11 protein-coding genes are annotated in these 14,100 nt (G+C 65.1%); 9 read left to right on the top strand and 2 right to left on the bottom strand.

Going from position 1 to position 14,100, the window contains the following annotated elements; genetic code table 11:
- Positions 1 to 16 precede the first annotated feature (16 nt).
- From BSE24067_RS05975 to BSE24067_RS05950, 6 genes are all read left to right on the top strand, one after another.
- Positions 17 to 898 (top strand): glycine betaine ABC transporter substrate-binding protein, encoded by an 882-nt coding sequence (locus BSE24067_RS05975; protein WP_151062857.1) that lies wholly within the window; start codon positions 17 to 19, stop codon positions 896 to 898.
- 166 nt (positions 899 to 1,064) lie between these two features.
- The gene (gene glyA / locus BSE24067_RS05970; protein ID WP_151062858.1) at positions 1,065 to 2,360 is read left to right on the top strand and encodes a serine hydroxymethyltransferase; all 1,296 of its coding nucleotides are present in this window, start codon (positions 1,065 to 1,067) and stop codon (positions 2,358 to 2,360) included.
- Between the two features lie 161 nt (positions 2,361 to 2,521).
- Positions 2,522 to 3,409 carry a dihydrodipicolinate synthase family protein gene (locus tag BSE24067_RS05965; protein ID WP_151062860.1) on the top strand — a complete coding sequence of 296 codons (888 nt, stop codon included), beginning with the start codon at positions 2,522 to 2,524 and terminating at the stop codon, positions 3,407 to 3,409.
- A gap of 6 nt (positions 3,410 to 3,415) precedes the next feature.
- Complete coding sequence (locus BSE24067_RS05960; RefSeq protein ID WP_151062861.1) at positions 3,416 to 4,747, top strand: NAD(P)/FAD-dependent oxidoreductase; 1,332 nt, start codon at positions 3,416 to 3,418, stop codon at positions 4,745 to 4,747.
- A 16-nt stretch (positions 4,748 to 4,763) separates the two neighbouring features.
- Positions 4,764 to 6,257: an aldehyde dehydrogenase gene (locus BSE24067_RS05955; protein ID WP_151062862.1), complete on the top strand. Its 1,494-nt coding sequence runs from the start codon at positions 4,764 to 4,766 to the stop codon at positions 6,255 to 6,257.
- 313 nt (positions 6,258 to 6,570) lie between these two features.
- Entirely contained in the window at positions 6,571 to 7,572 is a 1,002-nt protein-coding gene (locus BSE24067_RS05950; protein ID WP_151062863.1) for a LysR substrate-binding domain-containing protein, read from the top strand.
- Positions 7,573 to 7,682: 110 nt separating this feature from the next.
- On the opposite strand, the gene BSE24067_RS05945 is transcribed toward BSE24067_RS05950, so the two are convergent.
- Positions 7,683 to 8,924, bottom strand: a complete 1,242-nt coding sequence (locus BSE24067_RS05945) for a M24 family metallopeptidase (protein WP_151062864.1) — start codon at positions 8,922 to 8,924, stop codon at positions 7,683 to 7,685.
- Between the two features lie 282 nt (positions 8,925 to 9,206).
- Positions 9,207 to 10,127, bottom strand: a complete 921-nt coding sequence (locus BSE24067_RS05940; RefSeq protein ID WP_151062865.1) for a LysR substrate-binding domain-containing protein — start codon at positions 10,125 to 10,127, stop codon at positions 9,207 to 9,209.
- Positions 10,128 to 10,401: 274 nt separating this feature from the next.
- Between BSE24067_RS05940 and BSE24067_RS05935 the strand changes: the two genes are divergently transcribed.
- The 3 genes from BSE24067_RS05935 to BSE24067_RS05925 all read left to right on the top strand — a co-directional run bounded on the left by BSE24067_RS05935 (position 10,402) and on the right by BSE24067_RS05925 (position 13,903).
- Positions 10,402 to 11,661, top strand: a complete 1,260-nt coding sequence (locus tag BSE24067_RS05935) for an aromatic ring-hydroxylating oxygenase subunit alpha (RefSeq protein ID WP_151062866.1) — start codon at positions 10,402 to 10,404, stop codon at positions 11,659 to 11,661.
- A gap of 8 nt (positions 11,662 to 11,669) precedes the next feature.
- The gene (locus BSE24067_RS05930) at positions 11,670 to 12,821 is read left to right on the top strand and encodes an FAD-binding oxidoreductase (RefSeq protein WP_170297416.1); all 1,152 of its coding nucleotides are present in this window, start codon (positions 11,670 to 11,672) and stop codon (positions 12,819 to 12,821) included.
- Positions 12,822 to 12,913: 92 nt separating this feature from the next.
- A complete protein-coding gene (locus BSE24067_RS05925) occupies positions 12,914 to 13,903 on the top strand; it encodes a GlxA family transcriptional regulator (protein ID WP_151062867.1) in 990 nt (329 codons plus the stop codon).
- Positions 13,904 to 14,100: the final 197 nt, after the last annotated feature.

The following is a 14,100-nucleotide window of genomic DNA, read 5'->3' as shown; positions in this document are numbered from 1 at the left end:
TAAAAAGGAGTACTAGATGAATACCCATACGTTCAAGTCGCTTCTGGCGAAACTCGCGGTATCGACGGTGGTTGCCTGCAGCGCAGGTGTGGGCGCGGTGTCGGCTGCCGAGCCGGTCAAGATCGCGGTCACCAACTGGGCGGACGTGCTCGCGGTGGCCAACGTCGCGAAGTACGTGCTCGAGACGCAGCTCAAGCAGCCGGTGCAGTTCGTGCAGGCCGACATCGGCATCCAGTACCAGGGCGTCGCGCGCGGCGATCTCGACATCATGGTCGGCGGCTGGCTGCCGGTCACCCACGGCACGTACTACGCGAAGTACAAGAATGACCTGGATGACGTCGGCGTCATCTACACCGGCGGAAAGAACGGCTGGGCCGTGCCGGCCTACGTTCCGGAATCGGAGCTGTCGTCGGTCGCCGATCTGAACAAGCCGGAAGTCAAGAGCAAGCTGAACGGCACGATCCAGGGCATCGAACCGGGTGGCGGCCTGATGCAGGCGTCGGAGAAGACGATCAAGGCCTACAACCTGGACGGCTACAACCTCCAGGCATCGAGCGAGGCCGGGATGCTGGCCAGCGTGTCGCGTGCATACCAGTCGAAGCAGTGGATCGTCGCGACGGTCTGGAGCCCGCACTGGCTGTTCCAGAAGTGGCAGATGCGTTACCTGAAGGACCCGAAGGGCACGCTGGGCGGTGAAGAGCAGATCCACGCGTTCGCGTCGAAGAAGTTCGCGGGCAAATTTCCGCGCGCCGACGTGTTCTTCAAGCACCTGAAGCTGACGCTGGCCGACGTCGAGGCGATCGAATTGGAAGGCAACAGCACGAACGACTACGCGACCGCCGCGAAGAAGTTTGTCGACGCCCATCCGGACAAGCTGAAGGCCTGGCTGCAGCAGTAAAGCCACGCGCCGGTCATGCGGACGACGCGATCCGCGTCGTCCGCGCCAGCCGGGCGCGTGTGCCGGCCGATGCCGGCGGCCGGGGCCGTCACGACGGCGCCGGCCTTGCAATGTGCGGTACAGGCAATCCACGCAGCACGTAACGAATCGCGTCGCGGAGTCACAAGTGAACGAGAACGCCCGATTTTTTGCCGAAACGCTCCAGAGCCGGGATCCGGTGATCGCATCGGAAATCGCATTGGAGTTGCGTCGCCAGCAGACGCAGATCGAATTGATCGCGTCCGAAAACATCGCATCCGCGGCGGTGCTGGAAGCACAGGGCACCGTGTTGACGAACAAGTACGCGGAAGGTTATCCGTCGCGCCGGTACTACGGCGGTTGCGACCATGTCGACCGGATCGAGGCGCTCGCGATCGATCGCGCGTGCGCACTGTTCGACGCGAGCCACGCGAACGTGCAGCCGCATTCGGGCGCGCAGGCCAACGGCGCGGTGATGCTCGCGCTCGTCAAGCCGGGCGACACGGTGATGGGGATGTCGCTCGATGCGGGCGGCCACCTGACGCACGGCGCGCGCCCCGCGCTGTCGGGAAAGTGGTTCAACGCGGTGCAATACGGCGTGAGCCCGCACACGCTGCGCATCGACTACGACGACGTGCGCCGGCTCGCGCAGCGCCATCGCCCGAAACTGATCATCGCCGGCTACTCCGCGTATCCGCGCGCGCTGGACTTCGCCGCGTTCCGCGAGATCGCGGATAGCGTCGATGCGAAGCTGATGGTCGACATGGCGCACATCGCCGGCATCGTCGCGGCAGGCCGGCATCAGAACCCGGTGCCGTTCGCCGACGTCGTGACGTCGACCACGCACAAGACGCTGCGCGGTCCGCGCGGCGGCTTCATCCTGACGAACCACGCCGACATCGCGAAGCAGATCAATTCGGCGGTCTTTCCCGGGCTGCAGGGCGGCCCGCTGATGCATGTCGTCGCCGGGAAGGCGGTGGCCTTCGCGGAAGCACTGCGCCCGGAGTTCACCCGCTATATCGACCAGATGCTGCGCAACGCGCAGACGCTCGCGCAGGTGCTGACGGCCGGCGGCCTGACGCTCGTCACCGGCGGCACCGACAACCACCTGCTGCTGGTCGACCTGCGTGCGCGGCGCATCACCGGCATGCAGGCCGAGAAGGCGCTGGAGCGTGCCGGCATCACCTGCAACAAGAACGGGATTCCGTTCGATACGGAAAACCCGACCGTCACGTCCGGAATCCGGCTCGGCACGCCGGCCGGCACGACGCGCGGCTTCGGCCCCGCGGAGTTCGAGCAGATCGGCGACATGATCCTCGCGGTCCTGGCGGCGCTCGAGCGCAATCCGGACGGTGATGAGGCGGTCGAGCGCGCGGTCCGGACCCGCGTGCGCGACCTATGCAACCAGTTTCCCATCTACGCGCATGCGGAGGCGTTTGCCTGATCGCCGGCACCGGATCGGACGGACACGCGGTTCGAACCGCATGACGAATCGAACGGCGTGGCTGCGCGGAACCCGCGCGGCGCGCGCCGATGTTTTATCGAATGGCCGGTTTCCTGCCACACGGCGGGAACCTGGCGCACCCACTTGAATGAGGAATCAAAATGAGCTTCGAGGGCGTACACACACCGCTGGTCACCCCGTTCGACGCGGACGGCGAAATCGATCACGCACTGCTGGGCCGGCATGCGGCCGATCTCGCCGGCCGCGTGTCCGGCCTCGGCATCGGCGGCACGACGGGGGAATACTATGCATTGAGCCTCGACGAGCGCGTGCGCACGTTCGATACGGTCGCGGCCGCGGCTGGCGGCAAGACGTTCCTGACCGCGGGCATCAACGCGACGACGACGAAGGAAGTGCTGCGTCTCGGCCGTGAAGCGAAACGCGCGGGGCTGGACGCGCTGCTGGTGGCGGCGCCGTATTACGCGCAGCCGACGCAGCAGGAACTGCTCGCGCACCTGCTCACGATCGACGACGCGCTCGACATGCCGATCATGCTGTACAACTTCCCGGCCCGCACCGGCACCGAAATCGGCGACGGGATTCTCGAGACGCTGCTCGAGCGGAAGAATTTCGTCGCGATGAAGGAGAGCACCGGCGACATCGCGCATCTGCATCACCTGTCGACGCATTTCAGCGGCCGGCTCGTGGTGAGCTGCGGGATGGACGACCAGGCGCTCGAGTTCTTCGCGTGGGGCGCGCGCAGCTGGGTCGGCGGCGCATCCAACTTCCTGCCGGAAGCGCACACCGACCTGTTCGACGCCTGCGTGACGCGCGGCGATTTCGCGACCGGCCGCAAGCTCATGGCGCAACTGCTGCCGGTGCTCGAACTGCTCGAGCGCAGCGGCAAGTTCATTCAGTACGTGCGTTACGGCTGCGAGCTGGCCGGCCTTCCGGTCGGCGTCGCACGCGCACCGCTCGGCGCGCTGTCCGGCGACGAGCGTGACGCGTTCGCGAAGCTCGTGAAGCCGCTGCTGCGCGACAGCCGGTAAGCCATCATGCGTTCGAATCTGGAATTCGCGCGGTTTCCTGCGCCGGACGGAATGAACGGCTGGTGGGAGAGCCTGCCGCCGGCGCAGGAAGCCCAAACCGTCACGTCCGACGGCCGGTTCGACTGGGTCGTCGTCGGCGGCGGCATCACCGGGCTGTGCGCGGCGCGCCGGCTCGCGGAGCTCGCGCCCGGCGCGTCGATCGCGCTCGTGGAGGCCGACCGGATCGGCCGCACGACGGCCGGGCGCAATTCCGGATTCTTCGTCGACCTGCCGCACGACATCAGCAGCGAAAGCTACTCGCGCAGCATCGACGAGGACCGCGCCGACGTGCGGTTCCAGCGGCACGGCATCGACTATGTGCGTGACATCGTGCGGCGCTTCGGCATCGATTGCGACTGGCGCGACGACGGCAAATTCCACGCATCGGTCAACAGGAAAGGTGCCGCCGCACTCGCACATTTTGCGGACGGTCTGACGCGCATCGGCGAACCGTTCGAATGGCTCGACCAGCCGGCCATTCAGGCCGTGACCGGCACCGACTTCTACACGGGCGCACTGTTCACGCCGGGTTGCAGCACGGTGCAGCCGGCTGCGCTGATGCGCGGCCTCGCGGCAACGCAGCCGGACAACGTGACGGTGTTCGAGCTCAGCCCGGTCACGCGGATCGAGCCGCGCGGCGACGCACGCGCCCTGTACTTCGCCGGCGGCACGATCGTCGCAAAGCAGGTGATCCTGTGCACGAACGCGTACGCGGCGACCTTCGGCACGCATTCGAACGGATTGCTGCCGGTCTATACGTTCGCGTCGCTCACGCGCCCGATGAATCCCGACGAAGTCGCGAAGCTCGGCGGTACGCGGTCGTGGGCGGTGATTCCGGCCGATCCGATGGGCACGACGGTGCGGCGCCTGATCACCGATCGCATTTGCGTGCGCAACCATTTCGCGTTCCGGCCGGACGTGAAGGTGTCGCCTGCTGACCTCGCGAAGGCGCGACATCTGCATCAGCGCTCGTTCGAGCGCCGCTTCCCGATGCTCGGCGGCGTCGAGCTCGAATATACGTGGGGCGGGCCGCTGTGCCTGTCCGCGAACAACGGCGCGCTGTTCGGCAAGCGGGACGACGGTCTCTACGAGGCGATCGGCTGCAACGGCCTCGGGCTGAGCCGCGGCTCGTCGTCCGGCAAGCTGATCGCCGAGTACGCGCTCGGCGAATCGAACAGCCTCGTGCAGCAGTTGCTGAAGCAGCCGCATCCGCGTCCGCTGCCGGTTCGGCCGCTTGTCGACCTGGCCGTGTCGGCGACGATCTGGGCGAAGGAATTCTCGGCCGGTGCCGAGCTTTGACTATTGAGGAAACGACATGACGACCCATCAGGATTGGAAGCAGAAGGCGAATGCGTTGCCGCTCGACGGCCGCGCGTTCATCGCGGGCGAGCGCAGTGCGGCGGCGTCGGGCGAGACGTTCGCGACGCTCAACCCGGCGTCGGGCAAGGTGCTCGCCGAAGTGGCGCGCTGTAGCGAACGCGACGTCGATCGCGCGGTCGCGGCCGCGCGCGAAGCGTTCGAGTCGGGCGTCTGGTCGAAGGCCGCACCCGCGCATCGCAAGGCGGTGCTGCTGCGCGTCGCGCAACTGATCGACGAGCACGCGGAGGAACTCGCACTGCTCGAGGCGCTGGAAGCCGGCAAGCCGATCGGCGAATGCCTGGGGCTCGACATTCCCGAGTCGGCCGCGTGCATCCGCTGGCATGCGGAAGTGACGGACAAGCGCTACGACGCGTTGTCGCCGTCCGGCGCCGGTGTCGTCAGCATGATCACGCGCGAGCCGATCGGCGTCGTCGGCGCCGTGCTGCCGTGGAATTTCCCGGCACTGATGCTCGCATGGAAAATCGGCCCCGCGCTGTCGGTGGGCAATAGCGTGGTCGTGAAGCCGGCCGAGCAGACGTCGCTGTCGACGCTGCGCATCGCCGATCTCGCGCTGGAAGCCGGCGTGCCGCCGGGCGTGTTCAGCGTCGTCACCGGGTTCGGCGGCGAGGCCGGCGAGGCGATCGGCCGCCATCCTGACGTCGATCTCGTCGCGTTCACCGGCTCGACCGCAACCGGCAAGCGCTTCCTGCACTACTCGGCCGATACGAACCTGAAGCGCGTCGTGCTCGAATGCGGCGGCAAGAATCCGCAGGTGATCCTGCCGGACGTCGCGAACCTCGACGCGGTGGCGGAACAGGCGGTCGCGGCCGCGTTCTGGAACATGGGCGAGAACTGCAGCGCCGGCTCGCGGATTCTGGTGCCGTCGAGCCGCAAGGCGGAACTGCTGGACAAGGTTCAGGGCGTGCTCGCCGGCTGGAAGACCGGCGATCCGCTCGACCCAGACGTGAAGCTCGGGGCGCTGATCGAGCAGAAGCATTACGAGAAGGTTCTCGGCCATATCGAGAAGGCGAAGGCGGAAGGCGCGCACGTGGTGTGCGGCGGGAACGCAATTCTCGCGGAAACCGGCGGCTGGTTCGTCGAACCGACGATCTTCGACCAGGTGACGCCCGAGATGAGCATCGCGCGCGACGAGGTGTTCGGGCCGGTCGTGTGCTTCATCGAGTACGATGACGTCGACGACGCGGTGCGGATCGCGAACGATACGTGCTACGGGCTCGCCGCGTCGCTGTGGACCGACAACGTGAACAGCGCGCACAAGGTCGCCGCGCGGATTCGCGCGGGGACGGTCACGGTGAACTGCTTCGGCGAAGGCGACCTGTCGACGCCGTTCGGCGGCTTCAAGCAGTCGGGGTTCGGCGGCCGCGACAAATCAGTCTACGCGCACGACCAATACTGCGAACTGAAAACGACCTGGCTCAAGCTCGACTAAGTGGCGGGTACACGCACGCAGCGCTCGGGCGTGCGCGGCCCGACGCGGGGTTGGGGGCGGCGCCGACGTCCGCCTTGCACTGCTCATCATCGCTTTCGATAATAGCGATGCGGTGCACAATCGATCGAAAATGGCGTCAGCGGGGCGCCGTTGCGGCGGCTGAGCCGCTCTTGCCAGCCGCCCGACCGACTCGCAAGCTGCAAGATCAGATAATCGCAAGGTTTGCGACGAGACTGCCGGCGGGCAGCCGGAGGGACTGCCGTCGACCGGTTCGCCGGCGCAGCGTCCGACCTCCGTTTTGAGAGTGGAAGCCATGTTGAAGAAGCAGTTGTTTGCCGACCGACTCCTCGCGCAGATGCCGTCGCTTCGCGCGCTGCGATGCTTCGTGACGGCGGCGCGCTACGAGAGCTTCACTCAGGCAGCCGAGGTTCTGTGCGTGACGCAGGCCGCGATCAGCCGGCAAATCAAGGAGCTCGAGGATTCGCTCGACGTCGCGCTGTTCGAGCGCACCGGCCGGCATATCGCACTGACGGATGCCGGGCGTATCCTGTACAACGCGTCGTATCTGTCGATCATGAATATCGCCGAGGCGGCGGAGGCCGTGCGTCGGACCGACAAGCACGCGCTGATGGTCTGCGTGTCGCACACGTTTTCCGCGCTGTGGCTGTCGTCGCGGCTGCCCGCGTTTCGCGAGCGGTTTCCGGATATCCAGCTGCACGTGATCGTCACCGAGCATTTCATGGAGCTCGACGGACTTATCGAGCCCGACGTGATCATCACGAAGAACCCGCCGCGCGAGCCCGAGTTCGAAGCCGAGCCGCTGTTCCACGACATCGTCTATCCGGTGTGCAGCCCGTCGTTTCAGGAGCGGCATTTTCATGGTCGGTCGCTGAAGCCGCTGGACCTGCTGTCGAGCCCGACGCTGAACCTGTCGATGCTCGGCCGTGCGCAGGTGTGCGAGCACGTCGACTGGCGCGTGTGGCGCAATTGGTTCCAGCAGAGCGACGGCACCGATACACTGGCCGCGAACAAGTATCTGGAAAGCAACGACTACCGACTGCTGGTCGCGCAGGCCGAGGCCGGCGAGGGCACGCTGCTGGGCTGGCACCATCTCGTGCACCGGCAGATCGAAGCGGGCGTGCTAGTGCGGCCGGTTCAGGATGTCCTGGTGTTTCGTGATCGCCATCATTACCTGATCACGCACCGGAACGTGCACTCGCGCCCGGAGTACCGGCTGTTCCGCCAGTGGCTGCGCGACGAGGTCGCCATCATGATGCGCGGCTGGCTCGATGCCGGCGTCGAGATCGGTCGATAACACGCAGTCCGGGCCGCTCCATCGACCTGTACGAATGCTGTCGTCGTCTGACTCCGTACGTGATCGCGCTCGTCGAATTCGACGCGGTCGCGCGGCTCGGAAGCCGTTGCTTAAAGCCAGTCCGTTTCGAACGGGAACGTCGACAATGGCACACACCCGGTTTCCGTGAGCAGCACCTGCTGCTCGAGCTTGACGCCTTCGTCGCCGCCTTCCGCGCCGATATAGCTTTCGATGCACAACGTCATCCCGCTCTCGAACGTGCCGTCGTAGCCGGCGCTGTCCCAATCCATGCAGTGCGCGACGGACGGATACTCGTCCACCATGCCGATCCCGTGCGCGACGCAGCTGTAGCGGTTCTTTTGATACGCGTGCGGCATTTTCCAGCTACGCTCGGCGAACTCGCTGAACGCCATGCCCGGGCGCAGCAGGTCCATGTTGGTCGTCAACTGGGCGTACGCGGCGGCATAGAGCCGGCGTTGGGCATCGGTCGGGCGAACGTGGCCGACCGTCCAGGTTCGGGAAATGTCCGCGCAATAGCCGAACGGGCCGACGAGATCGGTATCGAACGCGATCAGCTCGCCCTGCTTCATGGTCCGCGCGCTGCATTCCTGCATCCACGGATTGGTGCGCGGCCCCGACGCGAGCAGTCGCGTTTCGATCCATTCCCCGCCGAGCCGGATATTCTCGTAGTGCAGGTGGGCCCAGAGATCCTGTTCGCTCATTCCCGGCGTCAACACGTTGTGCATGCGCCGGATGCCTTGCTCGCACACGTCGACGGCGGTCTTGATCAATTGCAGTTCGTCCGCGGATTTCACGGCGCGCGCGTGTTCCATCAACGCTTGTCCGTCCGCCACGCGGACGCCTTCCTCCTGAAGCGCACAAACGCCTTCAGGGTCGAGCCTGTCGACTGCGATGCGCATCTCCGACGGCGCGTGCTGACGCAGCAGGTCGGCGACTTCGCGCGCCCATTGCCGGGCCTTGCGCGTTGATTCCGGGCCCGAGCTGAAGTAGTTCCAGCAGGTGGCACTGCGCAGCTCGACGTCGATTGTGCTGTCGTTCCACACGTGATCGCAGTTGTGGAACTCGAAACCGATGACCGGCCCGTGTGCAAACACGATCACGTAGCGCGTCGGGTTGCGCCCGGTCCAGACCTGCATGTTGGACGTATCCGTCGCATAGCGGATGTTGACCGGGTCGTAAAGAACGATGGCCGGGCAATTCCGCCGAACGAGCTCATTCCGGACCCGCTCGATGCGGTACGCGCGCACGCGCTCGATCAGATCGTCCGGAACGCCGGCGATACCGCTCGTTTGCATCGTTGTCGCCACATGAAGCGTGCTCACCGCTGACATTGCTCCTCCAGTTCGTCGTTATGGATCCGTCCGGACTCGTGGCACCGCCGCGTTTGCCACTCCGGGCGCCAGCGGGGTCCTTTGACGTCAGTATCGAAACGCCGACAAGGCCGGTCAACGCGCTATATTTTCACGATCGCATTACTTTAGGTCATGCGAAGGACGGCGCTTGACGATGGCCGCGACGTCGTCGCGTTCGACAGGAGAAAGGGAAAAGGAGAACCAGGCGGCATCATGCCGATACCGTTCGAATCGGGACAGCGATCGAACCGGCGCGTCGCGTCACTGAACCGGAAGTTCCTCGCGTAACCAGTCGATCAACTGCGTGACCGTGGGCGTCAACGAACGGCCGTGAGGCACGATGACGAAATAGGCATCGCTCGTCTTGCACGATCCGACCGGCATCCGGACCAGTTCACCGGTCGCCAGCAGGTCGTGCACGAGTCGGCTCCAGCCAAGCGCGACACCCTGCCCGTATCGGGCTGCCTGTACCGCATCCGTGTAGAGGCTGCAGCGCAGCGCGTAGTTCAGCTTGGCCGGACGGTGGCCGACCGAGCGGAACCACGCTTCCCAGCCCATCCAGCCTTCAGACGTCGAGTCGGATTCGATCAGCGGAAGCGCGCCGAGCGCCTCGACGGATGCCGGCATGCCGTTTTCCTCGATGAAGGCGGCCGAGCACACCGGAAACACTTCCTCGTCGAACAGCAGGATGGAGGTTCCGTCCGCCCACTTTCCGTCGCCATAGCGCACCGCGACGTCGACTTCCACTTGGCGGAGATCCGCGGTAAACATCTGGGTCGTCAGCCGCAGCTTCAGTGACGGGTTCAGGTGCTTGAGCTTGGGCAGCCTCGGAAGCAGGCGGAACTGCGCGAACGATGCGGTCGACGCGAGCACGAGCTCCTGCTGGTCGGCGCCCGTCGACAGACGGTCGAATGCGCCGGCGATTCGCTGCATCGATTCGGCGACGGCGAGATAGAGCATTTCGCCTTCGTTCGTCAGCGAGATCGAGCGGTGTAGACGATGGAAGAGGCGTACATCGAGCGTTTCCTCGAGGAAGCGCACTTGCCGGCTGACCGCCGCCTGGGTCACGCCGAGTTCGGCCGCCGCGTGGGTGAAGCTGCCGAGGCGGGCGACCGCTTCGAATTCGACCAGTGCAGTCAGCGACGGCACGATCCGCCGGTATCCTTTTGTTCCTTTCGTCATTTGAGTCTGTTCTTCGTGCGGCCGAGGCGAATCGTGTGTCTCCAAATTGTACTGGTCAAGGGGCCGATGTTGCGATGCGGGCTCGTACTGAATCGCACGTTTCCACCGCGTGGATTCGGGTTAACCAAGGGGCCGGCGGCGTGCGCGTTCTTGCATAACATAAAGTAATGCGAACGAGAAAATATAGCGCGTTGACGGGTGAAATCGCCCCTCCAATACTTCGCTCAAAGCTTGAAAAAAGCATAGCGAAAATCAACCCCATTGGAGGTATACGATGTCTGCCGTTCCGCTCAAGACCCACCGTGAACTGCTTGACAGCCGCAAGCCCGGGCACGGGCTGCCGGCCGGGCTTCTCGGCCGGCAGGATGTGTTCGAGACGGACGTCGAAGTGTTCTTCGAGAAGCTCTGGATCTTCGTCGCGGTGACGGCCGACGTGCCGGAGCCGGGCGACGTCTACGCGGTCGATATCGGCAAGTCGTCCATCCTGATCGTGCGCGACGACGACGAGAACATCCGCGCGTATCGCAACGTGTGCCGCCACCGCGGCGCGCGCCTGATGAAGAGCGCGACGAAGGCCACCGTCGGCATGCTGGTTTGCCCGTATCACCAGTGGACATACGACCTGGACGGCAGCCTGAAGCACGCGACACACATGGGCAAGGATTTCGACACAAAGTGCCGCAGCCTGATCCCGGTGCACGTGAAGGTGGTCGGCGCGCACGTTTTCGTCTGCCTTGCCGACGAAGCGCCGGAGGATTTCTCGAAGCTCGAGACGGTGATGGCGCCGCGATTCGCGCCGCACGAGATGCAGCGCACGAAGATCGCGCACGAGATGACCATCGTCGAGAACGGTAACTGGAAGCTCGTGATGGAGAACAATCGCGAGTGCTATCACTGCGGGGGTACGCACCCGGAGCTCACGCAATCGTTCCTTGCGCACGACTTCGGCTTCTGCCCGGACGGCCAGAGCGAGGAATCGCTACGCGACTACGACGCGTATCTCGCCCACAATGCCGCGCGCAAGAAGGAATGGGAAGACGACGGCTATATCTGCGAGGCGTTCGAATCGGTCGACGAGAGCGTCCAGACCAATTTCCGCACCCAGCGGCTTGTCATCGCCGGCGCCTGCGAATCGCAGACGATGGATACCAGGGTCGCGTGCACGAAGCTACTCGGCGATTTGCCGCGCCGCGATCTCGGCGACGTGCATATGTGGACCCATCACTCGTGGACGCACGTAATGAGCGACCACGCGGTCGTCGCGTACATCCTGCCGATCGCGCCGGACAAGACGGTCGTACGCACGGTGTGGCTCGTGCATGCGGATGCGGTCGAAGGCGTCGACTACGACGTCAAGACGTTGACCGAAGTGTGGGTCGCCACGACCCGGCAGGACGCCGACCTCGTCGGGATCACGCATAGCGGGACGCAGGACCCCGCCTATGTGCCGGGCCCGTACTCTACGTATACGGAAGGCGCGCTCGAACAGTTCGCACGTTGGTACGACGCGCGCCTGAAGGCTCACGGCATCTGAGTATCGTCATGAAAGTCAGAGAGAACTTTCGCGTGGCCGATCCGGCCACCGCGGCATCCGATCGTTTCTCGGACCCCGCTACCTGGGAACGAGCGGACGTCCGGTGGGACAGCAGCGACCAAAAGACACTGGTGTGCTGTCGGGTGCGTGACGAGACGCACGACGTCCGTACCTTCGTGTTCAGCGCGAAGGACGGGCATCCCTTTAGCTTCGAGCCCGGCCAGTTCATCACGGTGTCGGCCGACGTCGACGGCGTGCCGGTCAGCCGCTGCTATACGGTATCGTCGCCGCCGACGCGGCCATACACATTGTCGATCACGGTCAAGCGCACGCCCGGCGGCGTGATGTCGAGCTGGCTGCATGCGAACATGAAGCCCGGTGTCGAGCTGAGTGCATTCGGGCCGTCCGGCATTTTCACGCCGTCCTCCGGGCGGGCCGCGAAGGTGCTTTACCTGTCCGCCGGCTCGGGCGTGACGCCGCTGATGTCGATGACGAGAGCGGCGATCGACCTCGGGCTGAATCGCGACATCGTCTTCGTGCACAGCGCGAGAACGCCCGCCGACATCGTGTTTCGCGACGAACTCGAGCGTTTGAGCGCGGAAGCCGATCGTCTCAAGGTGATCCACATCTGCGAAACGACGGGATCCGAGCCGGACTGGCGCGGGCCGACCGGCCGGCTCAGCCTCGAGCTGCTGCAACGGCACGTTCCCGACTATCGCGACCGCGAAGTCTTCACGTGCGGCCCGGCTGGCTACATGAATGCCGCGCAGGCACTGCTCGCGCAGGGCGGTCATGATCCCGTCCGCTATCACCAGGAAAGCTTCAACTTCGCCGAGACGGTCGAGCCTGCCGCGGATGCGGCCGACGCGCCGCAACAGGCGGCGGAGGCGGGCGTCCGTACGTATACGGTGCGCCTTGCGAAGTCGGGCAAGATCTTTTCGATGAGCGGTGCGGAGACGGTGCTGTCGGCCGCGCGCAAGGCCGGCGTCGCGCTGCCGTCGTCGTGCAGCCAGGGCATTTGCGGCACCTGCAAGACGGCAGTGCTCGACGGCACGGTCGACATGCAGCACAACGGCGGTATCCGTCAGCGAGAAATCGACAAGGGGCTGCGCCTGATGTGCTGCAGCCGTCCCACGTCGGATCTCGTGCTCGATCTGTAGCGGTCCGTCGTCCCGACACGCGCCGCTCCCGATCCGGATCGGCGCGCCCAGCCCGACATCGGTCGACCCGTCGTCCTTCCGGTATTGCCACCGTGTTCGATGCCCCGGCTTTCCTCGCTTCGCGTGCGCGCCATTTCGGCTTTCTGACGCTGCCGTCGTATTCGATGATCGCGTTGACGCACGCGATCGAAGCGCTGCGCGTCGCGAACTACGTCGACCGTACCGAACACTATCGCTGGACGGTGTTCTCCATCGACGGCAACCCTGTCGAAGCCAGCAACGGCATCGCGATGCGGCCCACGCACGCGCTCGACGTGTCGGGTCCGCTGCCCGACGTGATGATCGTGTGCGGCGGTACGCGGATCCGCGAGATGGTCGACGCGCGCACGCGGCACGCGCTGAGCGCGCTTGCGACGCGCCGGATCGTGATGGGCGCGCTGTGCAGCGGCGCATACGCGCTGCTGACCGCTGGCCTGCTCGACCGGTACCGGTGCGCAGCTCACTGGGCCGACCTGTACGCGCTGCGTGCCGAGTTTCCCGATGTCGAGATCACGGACGAGCTGTTCGTGATCGATCGGGACCGGATCACGTGTACGGGCGGCATCGCGCCGATGGACATGATGCTCACGCTGATGTCGAGCGACTTCGGTCCGCGTCTCGTCGTCGACGTGTCGAAGCATCTCGTCGTCAGCCGGCTGCGCGGCGTGAACGAATCGCAGCCGATGCCGGTGTGTGCGCGTCTCGAGTCGACGCGCGACGACCTGGTCGAAGCGGTGAAGCTGATGGAAGCCAACGTCGAGGAGCCGCTTTCGTTTCCCGAGATCGCGCGGCTGGTCGGGCTGTCAGAGCGGCAGTTTCAGCGCGTGTTCAAGGAATATTTGAGTATGTCGCCGCGCGACTACTACCGAAGCATTCGCCTTCGGCATGCACGGGCCCTGCTGCGCCGCGGCAACGATTCCGTTGGCGATGTGTCGGTGCGGTGCGGATTTCCGTCGGCGTGTACTTTCAGCAAGGCGTATCGGAAGGAGTTCGGCCATGCCCCGATCGTTGAGCGCCGCGCACCGCGATACACGGCGGGATGACAGTGCTCGGGTGACCGCATTTTGAGTACGACGCGGGCTGCCGATCAGTTGAGGAGCCGATCATCCCGCTTCGTGCAGGATGGTGGCCGTCTGTTATCGAGTCGTAAAGCAAAGAACCTTTATCACTATGCTGCGGTAGCCCGCTGAAACTCAGATTCTGCACAACGCTTGGCCGCTAGTGCCGGCACCGCAAGGGG

It is taken from the genome of Burkholderia latens (assembly GCF_902499045.1).
In the GTDB taxonomy this organism is placed as follows: domain Bacteria; phylum Pseudomonadota; class Gammaproteobacteria; order Burkholderiales; family Burkholderiaceae; genus Burkholderia; species Burkholderia latens.
This window is presented reverse-complemented; position numbering and strand designations above follow the sequence as displayed.